At 71.5% G+C, this 19,180-nt stretch carries 19 protein-coding genes; 10 read left to right on the plus strand and 9 right to left on the minus strand.

The features are described 5' to 3' along the window. Positions 1–52 precede the first annotated feature (52 nt). The 4 genes from ACZ7GX_RS00510 to ACZ7GX_RS00525 are packed head-to-tail and all read left to right on the plus strand — an operon-like array spanning position 53 to position 4,767. On the plus strand, positions 53–691 hold the full coding sequence (locus ACZ7GX_RS00510; protein ID WP_498771248.1) for a hypothetical protein: 639 nt from the start codon (positions 53–55) through the stop codon (positions 689–691). After that, entirely contained in the window at positions 684–1,652 is a 969-nt protein-coding gene (locus ACZ7GX_RS00515; protein WP_498771250.1) for a hypothetical protein, read from the plus strand. Before ACZ7GX_RS00510 ends, ACZ7GX_RS00515 begins: the two co-directional genes overlap by 8 nt. Further along, complete coding sequence (locus ACZ7GX_RS00520; RefSeq protein WP_498771252.1) at positions 1,649–2,764, plus strand: acyltransferase family protein; 1,116 nt, start codon at positions 1,649–1,651, stop codon at positions 2,762–2,764. Before ACZ7GX_RS00515 ends, ACZ7GX_RS00520 begins: the two co-directional genes overlap by 4 nt. Further along, positions 2,725–4,767 carry an acyltransferase family protein gene (locus ACZ7GX_RS00525; RefSeq protein ID WP_498771254.1) on the plus strand — a complete coding sequence of 681 codons (2,043 nt, stop codon included), beginning with the start codon at positions 2,725–2,727 and terminating at the stop codon, positions 4,765–4,767. The genes ACZ7GX_RS00520 and ACZ7GX_RS00525 overlap by 40 nt, the downstream gene beginning before the upstream one ends. Here the strand turns inward: ACZ7GX_RS00525 and ACZ7GX_RS00530 are convergent. Next, positions 4,764–6,041: an alginate O-acetyltransferase AlgX-related protein gene (locus ACZ7GX_RS00530; RefSeq protein ID WP_498771256.1), complete on the minus strand. Its 1,278-nt coding sequence runs from the start codon at positions 6,039–6,041 to the stop codon at positions 4,764–4,766. The two genes, ACZ7GX_RS00525 and ACZ7GX_RS00530, sit on opposite strands and share 4 nt — an antisense overlap. Positions 6,042–6,404: 363 nt before the next feature. Here ACZ7GX_RS00530 and ACZ7GX_RS00535 point away from each other — a divergent pair, with 363 nt between their 5' ends. After that, on the plus strand, positions 6,405–6,779 hold the full coding sequence (locus tag ACZ7GX_RS00535; RefSeq protein WP_141979792.1) for a hypothetical protein: 375 nt from the start codon (positions 6,405–6,407) through the stop codon (positions 6,777–6,779). Between the two features lie 142 nt (positions 6,780–6,921). Here the strand turns inward: ACZ7GX_RS00535 and ACZ7GX_RS00540 are convergent, their stop codons facing one another. From ACZ7GX_RS00540 to ACZ7GX_RS00555, 4 genes are all read right to left on the minus strand, one after another. Then, a complete protein-coding gene (locus ACZ7GX_RS00540; protein WP_498771258.1) occupies positions 6,922–7,581 on the minus strand; it encodes a response regulator transcription factor in 660 nt (219 codons plus the stop codon). Further along, positions 7,478–8,380, minus strand: coding sequence for a sensor histidine kinase (locus tag ACZ7GX_RS00545; RefSeq protein ID WP_498771260.1), 903 nt, complete (start codon positions 8,378–8,380; stop codon positions 7,478–7,480). The genes ACZ7GX_RS00540 and ACZ7GX_RS00545 overlap by 104 nt, the downstream gene beginning before the upstream one ends. Before the next feature lie 93 nt (positions 8,381–8,473). Beyond that, positions 8,474–8,650, minus strand: a complete 177-nt coding sequence (locus ACZ7GX_RS00550) for a DUF397 domain-containing protein (RefSeq protein WP_498771262.1) — start codon at positions 8,648–8,650, stop codon at positions 8,474–8,476. Between the two features lie 16 nt (positions 8,651–8,666). Next, positions 8,667–9,485 (minus strand): helix-turn-helix domain-containing protein, encoded by an 819-nt coding sequence (locus tag ACZ7GX_RS00555; RefSeq protein ID WP_498771264.1) that lies wholly within the window; start codon positions 9,483–9,485, stop codon positions 8,667–8,669. A gap of 111 nt (positions 9,486–9,596) precedes the next feature. On the opposite strand from ACZ7GX_RS00555, the gene ACZ7GX_RS00560 reads away from it, so the two are divergent. Next, complete coding sequence (locus ACZ7GX_RS00560) at positions 9,597–9,869, plus strand: hypothetical protein (protein WP_498771266.1); 273 nt, start codon at positions 9,597–9,599, stop codon at positions 9,867–9,869. A gap of 65 nt (positions 9,870–9,934) precedes the next feature. Further along, positions 9,935–10,204 (plus strand): hypothetical protein, encoded by a 270-nt coding sequence (locus tag ACZ7GX_RS00565; RefSeq protein WP_498771268.1) that lies wholly within the window; start codon positions 9,935–9,937, stop codon positions 10,202–10,204. A 103-nt stretch (positions 10,205–10,307) separates the two neighbouring features. Here the strand turns inward: ACZ7GX_RS00565 and ACZ7GX_RS00570 are convergent, their stop codons facing one another. Then, entirely contained in the window at positions 10,308–12,104 is a 1,797-nt protein-coding gene (locus tag ACZ7GX_RS00570; RefSeq protein ID WP_498771270.1) for a gamma-glutamyltransferase family protein, read from the minus strand. An 85-nt stretch (positions 12,105–12,189) separates the two neighbouring features. Beyond that, on the minus strand, positions 12,190–13,488 hold the full coding sequence (locus tag ACZ7GX_RS00575; RefSeq protein ID WP_498771272.1) for a UDP-glucose dehydrogenase family protein: 1,299 nt from the start codon (positions 13,486–13,488) through the stop codon (positions 12,190–12,192). A 281-nt stretch (positions 13,489–13,769) separates the two neighbouring features. On the opposite strand from ACZ7GX_RS00575, the gene ACZ7GX_RS00580 reads away from it, so the two are divergent. Continuing rightward, positions 13,770–14,522, plus strand: coding sequence for an SDR family NAD(P)-dependent oxidoreductase (locus ACZ7GX_RS00580; protein ID WP_498771274.1), 753 nt, complete (start codon positions 13,770–13,772; stop codon positions 14,520–14,522). A gap of 173 nt (positions 14,523–14,695) precedes the next feature. Here ACZ7GX_RS00580 and ACZ7GX_RS00585 read toward each other — a convergent pair whose 3' ends face one another. Further along, entirely contained in the window at positions 14,696–16,330 is a 1,635-nt protein-coding gene (locus tag ACZ7GX_RS00585) for a TM0106 family RecB-like putative nuclease (protein WP_498771277.1), read from the minus strand. 105 nt (positions 16,331–16,435) lie between these two features. Between ACZ7GX_RS00585 and ACZ7GX_RS00590 the strand changes: the two genes are divergently transcribed. Further along, the gene (locus tag ACZ7GX_RS00590) at positions 16,436–16,867 is read left to right on the plus strand and encodes a DUF6474 family protein (RefSeq protein ID WP_498771279.1); all 432 of its coding nucleotides are present in this window, start codon (positions 16,436–16,438) and stop codon (positions 16,865–16,867) included. On the opposite strand, the gene ACZ7GX_RS00595 is transcribed toward ACZ7GX_RS00590, so the two are convergent. Further along, positions 16,848–18,497 carry a BCCT family transporter gene (locus ACZ7GX_RS00595; RefSeq protein WP_498771281.1) on the minus strand — a complete coding sequence of 550 codons (1,650 nt, stop codon included), beginning with the start codon at positions 18,495–18,497 and terminating at the stop codon, positions 16,848–16,850. The genes ACZ7GX_RS00590 and ACZ7GX_RS00595 overlap by 20 nt on opposite strands. 125 nt (positions 18,498–18,622) lie before the next feature. Here ACZ7GX_RS00595 and ACZ7GX_RS00600 point away from each other — a divergent pair, with 125 nt between their 5' ends. After that, positions 18,623–19,147 carry a hypothetical protein gene (locus tag ACZ7GX_RS00600; RefSeq protein ID WP_498771283.1) on the plus strand — a complete coding sequence of 175 codons (525 nt, stop codon included), beginning with the start codon at positions 18,623–18,625 and terminating at the stop codon, positions 19,145–19,147. The last annotated feature ends 33 nt before the right edge of the window (positions 19,148–19,180 follow it).

The raw sequence follows: 19,180 nt of genomic DNA on the forward strand, positions 1-19,180 counted from the left end.
CGATCCCGGTTCCGGTAAGGGGGCCGGGTTCCGAGTGTGGAGGTAGCGCCGCGTGGGTGAGGTTCGGACTCGCACGTCCACGCTCGGCGCGCTGCTGGTGGTCGGCCTGCTCGCGGCCGTCGCCTTCGGCGCGTGGAGCCTGTGGGGCGGGCAGCCGCTGCCGGCCAGCGCGCGCAACGTGCCGCCGACCGGCGAAGCGGGCCGGCTGGCCGCCGATCCGCTGGCGCTGGCGGACTTCGACTCGGGCACCGAGTCCTACGACTACGTGCGCGCGTTCCCGGACCTGATCAGGCTCGAGTTCCTCAACGAGGCCGAGGTCGCGGTCTACCAGGAGGAGGGCGCGGGCGCGGCGCGGATGACCGTGTCGTCGAAGCGGCCCGAGGGCCGGGTGCTGGTCGCCGTGATCCGGATGGCCGACCGGGACGCCGCGCTGCGGGCCGCCGACCGCCTGGACGAGCTGCAGCTGGCGTTCGGCCTGGAGCGGGTACCGCCCGAGCACGGCGTCACCAGGGTGACCCGGGTGATCCAGAACCTCGACGTCCAGCCCCCGCCGCGGCCGACCGCGCGCGGCTACTACGTGCACCGGGACCTGCTGGTGCGGGTCGAGCTGAACGCCAAGTCGTTCGACCTCACCTCCGAGTTCGGTCCGTTGCTGGCCATGCAGTTGCAGGCGCTGCCCGCCGATGGCTGAGACCAAAACGTCCGTCGAGACCGGCGGCACGACCCTGCCCGGTGTGCGCGTGGTGACCGCGACCGCCGTGTGCCTGATCGCCTACAGCTACCTGTTCGGCCTGTGGCCCAACCGGCACGGCCACGACTCCGAGCTGGTCGTGGTGATCCGCAGCTGGGTCAACCAACCGACCGGGATCGGCGAGGACTTCGGCTTCCTCGGCATCGCGCTGCTCCTCATGGCGGCCGGGTACGCGGTCGCGGGCGTCGACCGGTGGTCGGTGGCGGTCCGGCTGCTGCGCCGGGTCGTGCCCGCGGTGGTGGGCGCGGTGCTGGTGGGCGCGCTGCTGTCGCTGGTCGGCGCGGAGCCGCTGACCGACGCCGCGGTGACGACACCGGTCGCGGCGGTGGCGTTGGCGGGGCTGCTCGTGCTCGTGCTGCGGCCGGTGGAGCGCGGCGCGCCGTGGCTCGCGGTGCCGGTGCAGTTGGAGATCACCTGCGTGCTGGTGATGGCGGGCGGCTGGGCCGCCGGCGCCGGGGGTCCCGACGTGCTGCGCCTGCTCGGCCTGGTCGGCGGGCTCCTGCCGTTGACCGCGCTCGGCCAGGTGGCGTGGCAGGTGCGGGCGGGACGGCTGAGCGCGGCGCGCGGCGTCGGGCTCAGCCTGCTCGCCGTGGTGGTGCTGGCGCTGGCCGACCGGATGGCGCCGGACCTGGCCGGGTACTGGCACCCGTTGGGCGGCGTGCTGGCGCTGCTGCTGTTCCTGATCGCGCTGCCGCGCGGCGCGGCGTTGGCGTCGACGCGGCCGGTGCGCTGGCTGAGCAGCCGCGCGGTGCCGCTGTACGTGTCCGTCCCGGTCGTCGGCTACGCGGTGACCGGCGTGCTGGCGAACGGCGTCCCGGTGCTGCTCGCGCTGCTGCTCGGGACGGTGTGCGCGGGAGGTGCCGCGGAGGCGTTGCACCGGGGTTTGGAGAAGGTGGCATGACGGCGGGCACGCTGGAACGGACCGAGGTCATCCCGAAGAGCGCCGGGTACCTGCACGGCCTCGACCTGCTGCGGGTCGTCGCGTCCTGCGCGGTCGTGCTCACCCACCTGATCGCCTGGTTCACGTTGAACGACCGCGAGTTCTGGCTGGCGACGGCGGTCGAGCGCGGCGTGGTCGAGACGCTGCACCTCAACCCGCGCCTGTCGTTCCTCGGCGTCGCGCTGTTCCTCGTCGTCAGCGGCGTGGTGGTGACGCACGTGGCGAACCGCGAGCGCCCGCTGCAGTTCCTGCGCCGCCGCGTCGTGCGGCTCATCCCGCTGCTCTGGGTCGTCACGATCATCGTGTGGGTCCTGATCAACCTGGGCCACCGGGTGTCGTCGGCCCGCGAGTCGAACCTGGACGTCGGCGACCTGCTCAGCGGCATGGTCCTGGTCAACTTCTTCCAGACGCCCCAGGTGGCGCTGGTCGCGGTGACGTGGACACTCCAGGTGCAGGTCGTCTTCTACTGCTACGTGGCGCTGACCATCCCCGTGCTGCGCAAGCGCGCCTGGATCCCGCCGCTGGCCGCCGCGCCGCTGTGCTTCACCGTGCTGCTGATCACCGATCACTTCCCGACCATGCTCAGCCACGGGATCGCCCAGTTCGGCGTGTACCTGCCGGTGCTGGTGCTGGGGCAGCTGATCTCGCTGGTGCACTCCGGCAAGGTGCACCCGGTCGCGGGCACGGCCATCGGCGCGGTCCACTTCACCTTGTTCGTCTGGGTGGACAAGGTCGGCGGCCACACGGACCAGGGCGGCTCGGTGCCGCGCACGCTGCTGTTCGCCGTGCTGCTGACCGTGCTGCTGGTGGCCGCGAGCGGTCCGGTGAGCCGGTCGGCGTTCATCCGCGGCTGGTCCAAGCGGACGTACGCGATCTACCTGATCCACCTCAGCGCGATGTACCCCTTGTACGACGCCCTGATGCCGCACCTCGACCCGACGCTGGTCGCGGTGCTCGGCCTGGTGACGACCGCGCTGGCGGCCGAGGCGCTGCACCGCTGGGTCGAGATGCCCGCCGACCGGGCGGTCCGCCGTTGGGAACGGCGGGGCAGCGTTACCGGCCGCTCGGGATAGTCACGATCCGCCGTCTGATCGAGAGCCTTCCGTTACCATGCTGGACGGCGGGGAGGCGGCGGCGACGGGGAAGGGGCGGACCCCTGGACGGTCAGACGGCACCGCCGAAGGTTCGCATCGCGTTCATCGACATCGGACGCGGGCTGGCTGCGCTGCTCGTCTTCTACAGCCACATCGCCGAGCAGTGGGTCGCCAAGCGCGAGGTCGGGCCGACGCCGGGCGTCGACTTCATCGACGCGCTCACCAGCGACCCGATGCACATGGGGTTGCAGGGCATCGGCCAGATCGCGGTGCCGTTCTTCTTCCTGGTCAGCGGGTTCGTGGTCACGCCGATCGCGTTGCGCCAGGGCCAGCGCCGGTTCGGCCTCAACCGGTTGGTGCGCGTCTACATCCCGATGACGTTCGTGGTGCTGCTGACCGCCGCGGTGATCCTGCTCGGCGCGCAGACGCTGATCGGCGCGAAAGAGCCGGTGATCACCTGGTGGACCATCATCACCAACTCACTGGTGATCAACTACCTGATCGTGCCGCAGGTCGTGATGGTCGGCGTCGCGTGGACGCTGGTCGTCGAGGTCGTCTTCTACATCCTGCTGGTGCTGCTGCTGCCGGTGATGCGGCGCTGGACGTGGCTCGCCATCGGCGCGCAGCTGACGTTCGTGTTCGTGGTGATGATGAGCGCCCGCGAGTTCGGCGCGTCGTGGGCGCTGTTCGCGGTGAACGTGTCGTACCTGCCCATCCCGATCATCGGCCAGATCATCTGGGCGACCACGAGCAAGCGCGTGCCGCTGTGGCTGGGCGGGGTGTACGTCGGCATCGCGTGGTCGCTGTACGTGCTCGCCGAGCACCTGAAGCTCGGCCGGCTCGACACCTCCTACAACCTCGCGCTCGCGTTCGCGCTGCTGTTCTTCATGGTCGGGTACTTCGCGGAGTCGCGGCTCAAGGAGCGCAAGATCTGGATCGCGCTCTCGGAGCGCAGCTACTCGATCTACCTGCTGCACGGTCTCGTGGCGTTCGTGTCGCTGGACCTGATGCGGCCGGCCGTGCCGCTGTGGCTGGCGATCCCGCTCGCGGTGGCCCTCACGTTCGGCGTGGTCGAGGTGAGCTACCGGTTCGTGGAGAAGCCGAGCCACGCGCTGGCCCGGAAGCTGTCCCGCAAGCCCGCGCCCAAGCCGGAGCCCGAGGTCGAGGCGGAGGTCGAGGCGGAGGCGGAGTCGGCGGAGGTCGAGGACGAGTTCGAGGACGACGACTTCGAGGACGAGTTCGACGATGCCGAGGACGCCGAGTGGCCGGAGGAGTCCGAGGAACCGGACGAACCGGAGCCCGTGCGGGAAGCCCCGACCGTGGTGATCCGCCCGGTCCGCCTGCGCACGCCACCGCCCCAGCGCACACCTCCACGCACCCCGACCCCACCTCAAGGCACCCCACTACAAGGCACACCGCTCCAGCGCACCCCGCCGCCGCGCACGCCACCCCGAGGCGCGCCGGTCAACGGCGCGCCGGTCAACGGCGCGCCGGTCCCGGGCACGCCACCCCGAGGTGTGCCCGTCAACGGCACACCGGTTCCCGGCACGCCACCGCGCGGTATGCCGGTCAACGGCTCACCGGTCAACGGCACGCCACCGCGAAGCGCAGCCGCCAACGGCACGCCGGCTCCGGGCACACCGCCGCGCGGTACGCCCGTCAACGGCACGCCGGCTCCCGGCACCCCACCTCGCGGTGTGCCCGCCAACGGTTCACCGGTCCCCGGCACACCCCCGCGTGGCACCCCGGCCCAGCGAACCCCGGCCCAACCCCCGCCGCGCCCGCCCGCCCCACGCCCGACGCCCGCACCCCCGCGGGTCGAGGACGCGACCCAGCACCTGCCCGCGGCGGTCTGGCCGGCCGAGGACCCCGAGGTCGACGAAGCGCCCCGGCGCCGGCGGCTGCGCGAGGACAGCGGCCCGTCGGTGACGGTGGCGTCCCTGCTCGCCAACCACGCCAAGGAGAACGGCCACCACCGCTAACGCGGGTTCTTGGCCATCTCCTCGGCGATGATGTCGATGACCGGCGGTTCGAGCACCGGGTCCAGCCCGCTGACGAGGAGCCGTTCCGCGGCCTCCAGCACCACGACGTCGGTCTCCGCGAGGGCCCGGGCGACCTCACGGGCGTTGTGGGTGAGGCGTTCGACGTGCACCATCGTCAAGTCGGTGAAGCAGGCCACCAGGTACTGCGCCGCGTAGTAGGCGAACGAGTCGCCGAGCAGCCCCACCTTCGCCGTCGCCACGCCCTCCGAGGGCGCCTGCGTGAACCGCTGCGGCTTGGGGTCGAGCGGGATCTCGTGGTTGCGCACCGTGCTGCCGTCGGGCGCGAGGTCGTAGGACTGGACCGGGTCCGTCGCGGTCCGGCCCAGCAGCGGCGCGAGGTCGCCCTCGCGGTGGACCACCTTCGTCGGCTCGACCTTCCAGCCCTTGGACGTGCCCGGCTTGACGGTGTCGGTGATGACGCGGGCCATCACGAGGCTGCCCTCGTGGGTCCAGTGGCTGTCGTACTTCGGGTAGGGCAGGCGGTTGGTCAGCTCGGCCGTCTGCTCGATCCGCGACCGCAGGTCGAGCGCCCCCGTCTTGCCGATCCCCTGCCAGAACTCGTCCCGCGCCTTGTTGAAGCAGTCCTTGCCGTAGAACTTCGACGGCAGGAACTCGGGCACCATCGTGCTCTTGTTCGGCGCGACGACCAGCAGGAACCTGCGCCCCGACGACTCGACCGCGGCACGCAGGCGCGACAGGCGGGCGTGCACCTCGGCGACCGGCATCACCGGGTCGCACGCGCCCTCGACGTCCGCGCCGAGGAACAGCCAGTCGTCCTTGCCCTCGATCACGTCGACGAACGCCGTCGGGTCGGGCAGGTCCGCGGACGGGTCCTTCGGGGGCGTCGGCACCGGTCCGACGACGTCCTGCCGCCGGTCGAGGTCCGGCGCCTCGCCGAAGAGGCCGCGGCTGATGCCGTTCGCGGCGGCCACCGCCTTGTCGCGCAGCGGCACGTGGTCGCTCGCCCACGCGTTCAGCCCGGTGAAGAAGCCCCAGCCGTCGGTGATCGACGGGAACTCGGCGAGCTTGCGGTTCTCGAACTCCGCGGGCCGCACGCCGACGACCAGCAGCAGGGCGGGCGCGCAGAAGAAGAGGATCGCGAGGGTGAGCGCGGTGCGCTGGCGGCTGCTGTGCCGCGGCCGGTAGAGGGCGTGCTCGCGGGGGAGCAACGACTCCGGCACCGCCGGGAGGCTCTTGGGCGGGTCGATGCTCACGCCGAACAGCGTAGCCGGCGCGCACATCACCTGTTCGTGGTTCACCTCAAGGAGGGGATTCAAGAACAGTTGCGCGTGCAACCCCGCGCCCATGGCAGACGTCTCTTCGGGTGACAGGGCACCTCACGCAGCGGAGGATCGTATGTGGCCCACTGTGATCCTGGTCACCTCTGGGGCACTGGCGTTTTTAGTGCGAACCGTTCGAGTCCTGCGATCCGTATCGAAATCCGAAGGTGGGCGAACCCGTATTGAGACCGCCCCGCCGGCCTAGTCCCTATGGCGGCTTGTCCACTTGCCGTACGATCATTTCGGGTCGTACGACCTGTGCCTGCTAGGGGACCTCAGAACAGAGGTAGGTGCGTCATGGATCTCGCACTGAGTAAGGTCATCGAGCTGCGCGAAAGCGGGTTCCAGTTCCTCCACCTCCGGGACGAGGACGGACAGCTCGACCGCATCATGGCGTTCAAGCAGCGCAGAGGGTTCATCGACTCGATCTTGTTCTGGTCGGAGACCGAGGCCCGCGCGGGCAGGCTGCCGGCCGTCCGGGACAGCCAGCGCGCCGCCCAGGCGGTCTGGATTTACGAGGGACCGCTGGTGGAGGCCGTCGACCGGCTGCTCGACCTGCCCGAGCCCGGCTCGCGCAACGCGCCGACGCTGATGAAGAAGACGGCGTCCGACCTCGCGGTCGTGACCACGCTGCCGTTCAAGCTGAAGCTGCCGCCCGGCGCTATCGCCTAGACATCTTCCGTTAACGTCACCCGCCGCACACACAATGCGGCGGGTATCGGCGTTTCGGTCACTGTCCGTGATTTTTCACTGTTTTACGCAGAAGTTTCGCTGCCGGTCTATGTGCACCCCGCGCGTTCACAACAATGAATATTCACCCTCTGCGCGGTGACACCAAACCTGATTCGTAGGCGAGCACGACAAGTTGTGCGCGGTCCCGTGCGCCCAGTTTGGTCATCACCCGACTGACGTGCGTGCGCGACGTCGCGGGACTGATCACGAGGTGCTCGGCGATCTCCTCGTTCGACATGCCGGCGGCCACGAGCGCGAGGATCTCCCGCTCCCGAGCGGTCAGCACGCCCAACGCCTTCGGGTCCGGGCGGCGGTGCTCCGGCCGGTTCGCGAACTCCTCGATCAACTTCCGGGTGACACTCGGTGCGAGGAGCGCCTCACCCTCCGCGACGACGGTGAGGGCGTGCAGCAGCTCGACCGGATCGGTGTCCTTGAGCAGGAAGCCCGACGCGCCGCTGCGCAACGCCTCGAAGACGTACTCGTCCACGTTGAAGGTCGTCAGCACGAGCACCTTCACGTCCGGCAGCTCGGCGCAGATCTGCCGCGTGGCGGCCAGGCCGTCGGTGCCGGGCATCCGGATGTCCATCACCACGACGTCCGGCCGGTGCTCGTGCGCCCGCCGGACCGCCTCCGCGCCGTCACCGGCCTCGCCGACGACCTCGAAGCCGTCCTCCGTGTCGAGCAGCAGGCGGAAACCCGCGCGCACCAACGCCTGGTCGTCGGCCAGCACCACCCTGATCACCACGAACCTCCCACGGTAGGACCGCCCTGACGGTGAAGCCCTCGGTCGACGGCCCCGCGTCCAGCGTGCCGCCGAGCGCTTCGACCCGTTCCCGCATGCCGCGGATGCCGGAGCCCGCGCCCTGCGGCGCCTGGACGCCCCTGGCCGCGCCGTCGTCGGTGACGGTCAGGACCAGGGCGTCCTCGGTGTGCTCGAACGAGATGACGATCTCGGACGCGTCCGGCGCGTACCGCAGCGCGTTGGTCAGCGCCTCCTGCACCACCCGGTACGCGGCGGCGTCGACGGGTGCGGGCAACGTCCCCGGCGTGCCGACGACCTTGGCCACCGGCACCGGTCGGACCAGCTCGTCGAGCCGGTCGAGGCTGGGCGCCGGCGTCGTGCCCTCACCGGTCCGCAGCACGCCGAGGGTCGCGCGCAGGTCGTCCAACGCGTGACCGCTCGCCTCCTTGATCGCCTTGAGGGCCTTCACCGCCTCTTCGGGACGGCGGTCGGCGACGTGCGCGGCGACGCCCGCCTGCACGTTGATCATGGCGAGGCTGTGCGCGACCACGTCGTGCACCTCCCGCGCGATGCGCAACCGTTCTTCTTCCACCTGGCGGCTCCGCTGTTCGTGGACACGGGTGCGGCGCAGGGAGAACACGGCGATGGCGGGTGCGGCGATCAGCGGACCCCAGTGGCCGGTGACGTAGTACAGCCACGTCGACGCGCCGGTGACCGCGATGACGGCGACGGGGAAGCGCTTGCGCCAGATCAGCGGCGCGAACGTCGCCGCGAACCAGACCCACGCCAGCCACGCCATGCCGATGACGGTACGGGAGGGTCCGGCAGGTCAGCGTCGTGTCAGGAGCGACTCACGCCCCTACGTCGGCGGGCGTACGTCGCGGGGAGCGCGTCAGCCGTCGTACGAGCCTTTCTTCACCGCCGCGACGAAGGCGGTCCAGTCCGGCAGCGCCACGGTCGGCCCGGCGGGGTTCTTCGAGTCCCGCACCCGCGCCGAACTGCCCGCTAGCGAGACCTCGACACAGTTGCCGTTGCCGTTGGTGTTGCTGCGGCTGCTCTTGCGCCACACGGTGACACCTCGATCCCTATCGCTCAGCTGCCAGCCTCTCGATCCACTCAGCGGACTCCTCATGGGTCAACGCCGACTTCGCGAGGTGGGTGAAGGTCAGCTTAGCGACCTTCACCCTCGATGGGTCCACTACATGCAGCGAACCGGCGGCGTGCTCGACGTACAGCACGGACCGCTCCGTCTTCATCGGGAAGTCGAGCACGGTGAACGGGCCGATCTGCCCATCGTTCGGACCGCTCGCGAAAGTCAGCACCTGAACCGTCACGTTGGCGAGCCGAGCGCGCTCGGTGATGTGAAGCAACTGCGCCTTCGATGCATGGGCCAGCGCGCTCTCCCACATGACCGCATGCAGTCGCAGCGGATCGTCGGCGAGCAGGCGCTGCTGCCTGCGCAGTCGCACCAGAACCTGGTTGTCCAACCACTTCCTCGACCGCTGCACCCTCGCCTTGGCGAAGTTCGCGCGGAAGTACTCTTCCGTCTGCAGGAGGCCGGGGACGTACGACGACTGGAAGTCGCGCACCTTCGCGGCGTCGTGCTCGAGGCTGATGTAGCCCTGATCCTCTACGTCGTACTTGGTCCACCAGCCCTTCTCCAACGCCCTCGCGTACATCTCCATGTAGGGCTCCCACTGGGAGAACGGGACGCCGTACGTGTCGAGCATGGCGCGCATGCCGTGGTAGTCGGGTCGCTGGCCCTTCTCGATCCGGCTGATCTTGCGGTGGTCGTAGTTGAGCCGGTCGGCTGCTTCCTGCTGCGAGAGGCCCGCCCGTTGGCGCAGTTCCCGCAGGACCTCGCCGAGCCTGCGCATCCGGTGAGTCGGCTCGTTCCTGCTCACCCGCACCACCTCCGTCGACCCAGTCCGTGATCATCCGATCGCGCAACGCTACGGCGGCGGAAACAGCGGGTGGGAATCCCACGGGATGCTTCCGGCGGTGACCGTCACTCCATGACGGACACGGCCTACCTGCACCGGATCGAGTACTTCCGGCGGCAGGACAACGGTGCGCTGGTGTGCGAGCACGTCGAAACCATCAGCGACCACGGTTGGTACATCGAGCGCGGCCCCCAGTGGAAGGACCGGTACACGCGGGGGTGTGCGGAGGACTTCCTGGCACGCGCGGGCGCGCCGACGGGCGTCTACTCGGTGGCGGTGTGGCGAGGTGGCACGCGGGTCTGCATGGTGGGCTTGCGGTGGACCGGGGTGCACCTGGCCGGGTGAAGTAATCCACTCGCCGGAGTTAGGGCGCTTGAACCGGGCACCCGGATTGGGAAACTTTCCCGCCCATGAACCTCAGGAAGACCATCGCCGGAGCAGCGGTCGCGCTCGGTGGCACGGCCGTCATGCTCGGCCTGGGCGGCACCGCGCACGCCGAGCACGACCTCGGTGCGGAGACGCGGCCCGACGTCGACGCCGAACTGGGCAAGATCGCGAACGTCGGCGACGCGATCCGGATCGACCTCTCGAACCCGGCCGGTCCGATCGTCACCGGTCCCCTGCTCCTGGGCAACGGCGCCGGCGGGCCGCTCGACCTGAGGCTCAGCCTCGGCCGCTGACGCGCCACCCGGGCACGCCGACGCCCACCTCGAGCCGGAGCGGTCCCGGCCCCCTCCCCCTCGGGCCGGGGCCGTTCCAACCACCCGAACCCCGACGCGCCGTTCAGCGGCCGACGGCGTAGCCCTGGGCGCCGCGCGGGTTGGCCGCCGCGCGCAGCAGGCCGTCGCGCGAGTCCCGGGCCACGGCCGACATCCGGCCCAGCGTCCACGGCCCCGCGTCGAGCACCGCGTGACCGCGTTCGCGCAGCTCCGCCATCGCGCCGTCGCCGATCCGCGACTCGACCACGACCTCGCCGGGCGTCCACGACCGCGGGTAGAACGAGCTCGGGAACGCGTTGGTGTGCCACATCGGCGAGTCGATGGCCTCCTGGAGGTTCATCCCGCCCGCGGTGTGGGCGAGCCAGAAGCCCAGCTGCCACTGGTCCTGCTGGTCGCCGCCGGGGGTGCCGAAGGCCATCGCGGGCAGGCCGTCGCGCAGGGCCAGGCTCGGGGACAGGGTGATCCGGGGGCGCTTGCCGGGCGCCAGGGAGTTCGGCAGGCCCTCGTCCAGCCAGAACATCTGCGCCCGGGTGCCGAGGCAGAACCCCAGCGACGGGATGGTCGGCGAGGACTGCAACCACCCGCCGGACGGGGTCGCCGACACGATGTTGCCCCAGCGGTCGACCACGTCCACGTGGACCGTGTCGCCCTTGACCGTGCCCGCGCTCGACACGGTGGGTTCGCCGATCGCGCCGCCACCGTCCTCCCCGCTCACGACGCGCGGGCCGCGCAGGACGTGCCCGGGAAGACGTGCTTCGAGCCGACCGGGTGAACCGGGCCGCAGGTCGAGCGACGCCTGATCGCCGACGAGCTGCCGGCGCTGGTGCGCGTACTCCCTCGACAGGAGGACGTCCAACGGCACGTCGCCGCTGTCCCCGTACCAGGCCTCCCGGTCGGCGAACGCCAGCTTCGCGCACTCCACCGCCAGGTGCACGGTCTCCGCCGACGGCACGCCGTCCGCATAGGACAACCGGTCCGCGAAGCCCTCCAGCAGCAGCAACTGCTGCAACAGCACGGGTCCCTGGGTCCACGCCCCCGGCTTGACCACGCTCCACGACCCGAAGTCCACCGACACGGCGTCCTCGTACGACGCCTCCCACGACGCCATGTCCTCGCCGGTCAGCACGCCGGCGTGATCGGCGCCCGAGTCGTCGCGGTGCGCGATCCGGGAGAACTCGTCCACCTGCGCCGCCACGAAGCCCTGCGACCACGCCCGCCGCGCCGCCTCGATCTGCGCCTCGCGGTCCGACCCGGCGGCCTCGGCGGCGGCGAGCAGCCACTCCCACGTGTCCGCGAGCTTGGTGTTGCGGAACCGCGCGCCGGCCTGCGGCGGCTTGCCGCCGGCCAGCCACAGCGCCGCCGACGACGTCCAGTGGTCCCGGAACAGGTCGGCGACCGTCGAGATGGTGAACGCCGCCCGCTCCAGCAGCGGGAACCCGTCCCGCGCGTACCCGATCGCGTACCCCAGCACCTCGCGCAGCGACTTGGTCCCGTAGTCGCGCAGCAGCGTCAGCCAGCCGTCCCACGCGCCCGGCACGGTGGCCGCCAGCAGCCCGCTGCCCGGCACGAGGTCCAGCCCCAGGCCCGCGTAGTGCGGGATCGTGGCACCGGCCGGCGCCACGCCCTGGCCGCACAGCACGCGCGGCGCGGACTCGCCGGCGGCGGCGAACAGCACGGGCACCTCGCCGCCGGGACCGTTGAGGTGCGGTTCCACCACTTGCAGCACGAAGCCGACCGCGACCGCGGCGTCGAAGGCGTTGCCGCCGTCCTCCAGGACGGCCATGCCCGCGCCGGAGGCGAGCCAGTGCGTGGACGCGACCATTCCGTGCGTGCCGACGAGTTCAGGACGCGTGGTGAACATTTCGACAACCTACGTCGGCTCGCCGAATTTTGTTACCCCTGCTAACGAGACCGTGTCCTGAAGATCAGCTGAACCCGAACCGCGCTCACCTCGCCTGGTCGGGCACCCGCAGCTCACGCCCCAGGCCGTGCAGCACGAGCCCCGCCCGCGCCAGCGCGTCCGGGTCGAGGTGGTTGCGCGTGTCGAGCACCGTCGAACCGGCCATCACCGACGCCACCAGCGCCCAGTCCAGCGCGCGGAACTCCGGCCACTCGGTCAGCAGCACGACCGCGTCCGCGTCGCGCACCGCCGCGTACGGGGAGTCGACCACGGTCATCCCCACCAGCGGCCGGCTGATCTCAGGGTCGTGCGCGACCAGCTCCGCGCCCTCGAACGCGAGCAGCTCCGCCACCGCCAGCGCGGGCGAGTCGCGCAGGTCGTTGGTGCCCGCCTTGAACGCCAGCCCCAGCACGCCGATGCGGGCGCCGGCGAGCGGCCCGATGGCGCGGCGCAGCTTCTCCACCACCCGCCGCTGCTGCCGCCCGTTCGTCTCGATGGTGGCCTTGACCAGCGAGAAGTCGACGCCGACCGCATCGGCGATGCGCACCATGGCGTGCGTGTCCTTGGGCAGGCACGACCCGCCCCAGCCGGGGCCCGGCTTGAGGAACGACTGGCCGATGCGCTTGTCGTAGCCCATGCCCTCGGTGACGGAGGTGACGTCCGCGCCGACGAGCTCGCACAGCTCGGCGACCGCGTTGACGTAGGACAGCTTCATCGCCAGGAAGCAGTTGGCCGCGTACTTGACCATCTCGGCGCTGGCCGCGTCCATGAGCACCGTGGGCGCGCCGAGCCTGGTGAACAGCGCGCCGACGCGTTCGGCGGCCTGCGGCGAGTCCGAGCCGACCACGATCCGGTCGGGGTGCAGGAAGTCGCGCACGGCGCTGCCCTCGCGCAGGAACTCCGGGTTGGAGACGACGGCGACGTCCTCGCGCCCGAGCAGGGCCGCGACCCTGGTCGACGTGCCGACCGGAACGGTGGACTTGCACACCACGACCGCCCCGTAGGGCAGCACGTCGCGGATCTCCCGGGCCACCGCCTCGACCGCGCCGAGGTCCGCCGCGCCGCCCGCGCCCATGGGCGTCGGCAGGCACAGGAACACCACCTCGGCGTCGCCGACGGCGTGCCGCGCGCCCTCCACGAACGCGAGCCGTCCCGCCGACTGGCCCGCCGCCACCAGGTCGGCGAGGTCCGGTTCGAGGATGTCGACCTGCCCGGCACGCAGCCGCGCGACCTTGAGCGCGTCCACGTCGGCGCACACGACCCGATGCCCGAGGGAGGCCAGGCACGCCCCCGTCGTCAGGCCCACGTAACCCGTTCCCACGACCGCGATCCGCCGGACGAACATGGGTATGACGGTGGCACCCGAAGTTGACCGTGGGTCAAACACCAGGCGTATGCGGAGAGTGAGCTGGGTAGTCCCCCGGGTGTACGGGGAAACACCCCTCGCGGCGGACGCGGTTTCGCCTGGCCGAAGGCAAGGTCGTAGGTATGGAACTCGTCCTGTTCTCCCTGCTCTTCGTGGGCCTTGCGCTGCTGGCGGCCGTGCCGTTGGTCGCATTGCTCCACTTCTCCGAGCGCCGGGGGCTGAACGACCGTTAACCTCCTGGTCCCAGGACAGGAGGATGTATGGAGATCTCGGGTACCGCGGCGATCGTCACCGGCGGCGCGTCCGGGCTTGGCCTCGCGACCGCACGGGCGTTGGCGGCACGTGGTGCGGCGGTGTTCGCGCTGGACCTCTCTACCGACAACGCCCCTGACGTCGAGGGCGTCACCTACCTGGCGGCGGACGTGACCTCCGAGGAGGACGTCCAGGCCGCCGTCGACACGGCCGCCGGCTCCGGCTCGCCGCTGCGGGTCGTGGTGAACTGCGCGGGCATCGGCCCGTCGACGCGGACGGTCGGCAAGTCCGGCCCGCACCCGCTCGACCTGTACCGGAAGGTCATCGACGTCAACCTGGTCGGCACGTTCAACGTGCTGCGGCTGGCGGCGGCGGCGATGGGCAAGACCGAGCCGCTCGCGCACGGCCAGCGGGGCGTGGTGATCAACACGGCGTCGATCGCGGCGTTCGACGGGCAGATCGGGCAGGTGGCGTACGCGGCGTCGAAGGCCGCCGTGGTCGGGATGACCCTGCCCGCCGCGCGCGACCTGTCGTCGGTGGGCGTGCGGGTGATGACGATCGCGCCGGGCATCGTGGACACGCCGATGCTGGCGACCGTGTCGGACGAGTTCCGGGCCGGCCTGGCGGCGGGCGTGCCGTTCCCGAAGCGGCTGGCGCTGCCGGAGGAGTACGCGCAGCTGGCCGTGTCGATCGTGGCGCACGACTACCTGAACGGCGAGGTCATCCGCATGGACGGCGCACTGCGGATGGCTCCGCGGTGACATGGCCGCTGCTCCGCAGGCGGCGGCTCGGTCGCCCGGGAGTCGACCGCTCGCGCCTGATTTCCCGACGATCGAAAAGCGTGATCGCCGGGAAATGAGTCACGAACGATCGACGCGACCTCGCGTGGTGGTCCGGTAGGGCGACCTCGCCCGCGACGCCGGAGGCGGCGCAATCACAAATCCCCGGCGAACGGCAGGTCGTCCATGGCGTCCGACGTCATCCACAGCCTGAGGGTGTGGGTGGCGCGGACGTCGTCCTCGTTGTACTCCAGCAGCCGGCGGCGCTGGGCGGGGTCGGCCGGCTTGCCGTCCATGCCCACGGCGTCGCGGTACCAGCGCATCGAGTTCTCGCCGCCCGCCTCCGGGTCGCGCCAGCGGAAGCCGGCGACCGGCGCGATGGTCTTCAGGCCCTTGCCGTGCGCGCACAGGAACTGGTCCTGCACGATGCCGAACAGGTCGACCCACGAGTCGGACGTGATGAACTCCCGCACCTGCGCCACGGTGGGGATGCCGGGCTGACCCTTGAACCGCTCGGCCGACCCCAGCAGCCAGCGGTTCTCCGCGAGCTCGTTGTAGCAGTAGGCCTTGAACGACAGGCCACGTGCGCGGGCGCGCAGCCGCACGCCCGTCAACCAGCCCCAGAACTCGGCGAACGACCGGGCCTCGTCCGCGCACGGCAGCGGGTCCCAGGTGGCGAACGCGCGGTAGCCGTGCTCCTCGCCGACGTCCTGCCCGGACAGCCAGCAGCCCCACATGTACGCGCCCAGGTCGCCGAAGCTCTCCATGTCCACGTCGACCTCGACGTCGGCGCGCGGCACCTCCATCCGGGACACGCGGCGCACCACGGTGAGGTCGCGCAGCCAGGCGCGGGCGAGGATCACCGCGTCGGAGTGCAGCATCCCGACCAGGGGGACGAGCTGCTCGTCCGGGTCGAGCGCGGCCAGCTCGTCGACCGTGTGGACGCCGACCTTGCGCAGCGCCGCGGCGTCCTCGCCGCGCACCACGAGGCTGACGTCGCGAGTGGTCTTCAGGTCGGCCTCGCACACCGGCCACCACGGGCAGCTGCGGCACTCCACGATCCGGGTCGGGCGGGCCTGCGGGTCGGCGCCGGTGGCGGCGGCGGACGCCACGGCCAGCCGGTCGGCGAACCGGGTGTCGTACTCGGCGAGGGCGTTCTTGCCGCCGGGCCACGTCGGCGCTTCCAGGTCGTGCCACACGACGACGTCGGCGTCCATGCCGATCACGCCGCCGGTCGCCCGGCCCTGCGCGGCGAAGCCGGAGGCCTGCAGCTGCCGCTGCGCGTGCGCCAGCCGGAGCTGGTCGCGCGGCTGGGGCCGGACCTTGCGCAGCGGGTCGACCCGCGCGCCGCCCGGCAGCGGGTGCGACAGCGGTGACGTGCGCGCGCCCTGGCCGGGGTCGCTGACCTTGTGCCGGACCACGAGCACCGGCACGTACCCGGTCGCCTCCTTGACCAGCAGGTCGATGCCGCCGCGCCGACCGCCCAGCGGGTCGCGGGGCAGCGCCGCGCCCCAGATGAACGGCACACCGGCCCGCATCGCGGCGGCGGTGACGCGCTCGCGGTCGGCCGACGGCACGTCGTGCGGTATTTCCATCAGGTCGGACCCGACCACCCGGCCCAGGGCGGTCGCGACCGCGCGCCGGTGGTCGTCCGCGTCGGCCTTGCGCTGCTGACCGGTCGGGTCCGGCGGCAGTTTGGGCACGTCACGCATGGTCGGATCGTGTTCGAGGTGCACCCGCCGCCGGCAACGAGTGACCACACCGGCGTCGAGCTGCACCTGGGAAGTCACCGGTGCAGCGTATGACGCCGGGCGCGCTGTTGTACCGGCAACCTCGCGGAGTCGAGTCGATCTTTTGCCGGAACGGCTCTAGGGTCAGGCACAGGAGGTGCGGCCATGGCGCGCGAGAAGGGCAAGGGGTTCACCCCGGCCAGGGTGAAGAACCTCGTCGGCGTGGCCAAGGTGCTGGCGCCGACGTTGATCCCGGTGATGGCGCCGGTCGCGGCCAGGGCCGCCGCGCTCCTGGGCGACCGCTACGACCACTACCGGGCCGCGCGGCTCGGCGTGCCCGTCGACCAGCTGACCAGGTACTCGGGCAAGGGCGCGCGCCTGCACGCCCGGATCGCCGGGTTCGCCGACGCGCTCGCCCAGCTCCGCGACACCGAGCCGACCTACGTCCAGGACACCGAGAAGCGGCTGGCGCAGCTGCTGGCCGCGGTGCGGGCGTCCGAGCGGATGCCCGCACCGCGGCGCAAGGCGGCGCACCGCGCGGTCTCGGTCGACCTGGACGCGATGGAAGCCGACCTGCTCAAACGCCTCGGCGTGTGAGCTCCTCCACGGTCCGGTAGGCGGTCTCCTCCGGGTTGGGGTCCTGCGGGTCGTAGTGCGCGGTGACCTCCTCCATCACCTCGGCGACCCGTTCCTCCCGCCGGATCAGCGGGTCGCTGCGCAGGTCACGGGCCAGCGACACGCACAGCCCCACCATGACGACCATGAACGGCAGCGCCGCGATGATCGTGAGGTTCTGCAGGCCGGTCAGCGCGCTCGTCCCGCCGATCAGGAGCATCACCGCCGCGACGAGACCGGTGAGCACGCCCCAGAACACCACCACGGGCTTCGACGGCCGGATCGAGCCGCGCTGCGACAGCGTGCCCATCACCACGGACGCGGCGTCCGCGCCGGACACGAAGAAGATCGCCACCAGCAGCATCACCACCACCCCGGCGACGGAGGCCAGCGGGAACTGGTCGAGCAGCCCGAACAGCTGGCCCTCCGGGGAGGCCGTGCCCGCGAGGTCCGCGCCGGACCGCTGCACGAAGATCGCCGTGCCGCCGAACACGCAGAACCACGCCAGGCTCACCAGGCTGGGCACGCCGATCACGCCGGCCACGAACTGCCGGATGGTGCGGCCGCGGCTGATGCGGGCGATGAACATGCCGACGAACGGCGTCCACGAGATCCACCACGCCCAGTAGAAGATCGTCCAGCCGGACAGCCACGTCTCGGTGGCGTCGCCGCCGGACGCGGCGGTGCGGCCCGCCATGTCGGCCAGCTCGCGGAAGTAGTCGCCGATCGCGGTGGGCACGAGGTTCAGCACGAACACCGTCGGCCCGACCACGAACACGAACGCGGCCAGCACCACGGCCAGCACCATGTTGATGTTCGACAGCCACTGGATGCCCTTGGCCACGCCGGACACCGCCGACGCGACGAACGCCATGGTCAGCACGGCGATGACGCCGACCACGATGCCGTTGCCGACCTCGCCCAGCCAGCCCGCGACCTGCAGGCCGCTGCCGATCTGGAGCGCGCCGAGGCCGAGCGACGTGGCTGAGCCGAACAGGGTGGCGAAGATCGCCAGCACGTCGATCGCGCGACCGGCGGGCCCCTCGGCGCGGCGCTTGCCCAGCAGCGGGGCGAACGCCGCGCTGATCAGCTGGCTGCGACCGCGGCGGAAGCTGCCGTAGGCGATGGCCAGGCCCACGACGGCGTAGATCGCCCACGGGTGCAGCGTCCAGTGGAACAGGGTGGTGGCCATCGCGGTCTGCAACGCCTGGTCCGACCCGCCCTCGACGGTGCCGGGCGGCGGCTTGACGAAGTGCGACAGCGGCTCGTTCACGCCGTAGAACATCAGCCCGATGCCCATGCCCGCGCTGAACATCATCGCGATCCACGAGATCGTGCGGAATTCCGGAGGCTCGTCGTCGCGGCCGAGCGGGATGCGGCCGTAGCGGCTCACCGCGAGCCACAGGGCGAAGAGCACGAAGCCCGACGCGCTGAGCACGAACGCCCAGCCCAGGTTGCCGATGACCCAGGTCAGGGCCGATTTCGACGCCGTGGCCAACGATGCCGTGCCGAGGATGCCCCACGCGACGAACCCGAGGGTGACAACTGCGGCGACACCGAACACCACGCGGTCCGTCCGCCCTGGTCGATCCAGCTTCGGATCACCGGGCAACGGCTCTTTGACATGTTTACTCTCGGTCGTCACGGGTAACCACTACCCCCGATCGGAGTAGCGCAAACCCACGCCACCCCGTGGGGGCTGACGCCGGGGCGGCACGACCTCCTACTCTCTGGAGTATGACCAGCCGGCCCGCACCGACCCGCCTCGCGCGGGCCGTGCTGCTGGCCGTCACCTCGGCGGCGCTCAGCGTCACCGCGCACGGCGCGGCGGGCGGCTCGGTGACCGAGTTCGCGCCCGCGCTGCCGTTGACCTTGCTCGTCGCCTTCGCGGGCACGGCGCTCGCCGAACGCGGACGCCGACCGTGGACGATCCTGGCCACGCTGGGCGTCGCGCAAGTCGGGCAGCACGCGCTGCTCAACCTCGGCCACCACGCCGCCGACGGTCCCGGCCTCGGGTTCAGCCCGACCGCCATGACCGCCGCGCACGCCTTCGCCGCCCTGCTCACCGGTCTGCTGCTGGCCCGCGCCGACGCCGCGCTGCACGCGCTGGTCGGCGTGGTGACCCGGCTGCTGCCGCCGCCCCACACGCCGGTCGCGCCGGCCGGGGCGCTGTGGGCGCCCACCCCCTCGCCGACGGCGAACGTGCTGGTCGACGTGGTGTTGCGGCGGGTGCACGGCCGCCGCGGCCCTCCTGGTTCCTGATCACCCGGGTCCCCGAAGCACACCTCAGGTCTC

This window comes from Actinosynnema sp. NPDC037264, assembly GCF_055603705.1.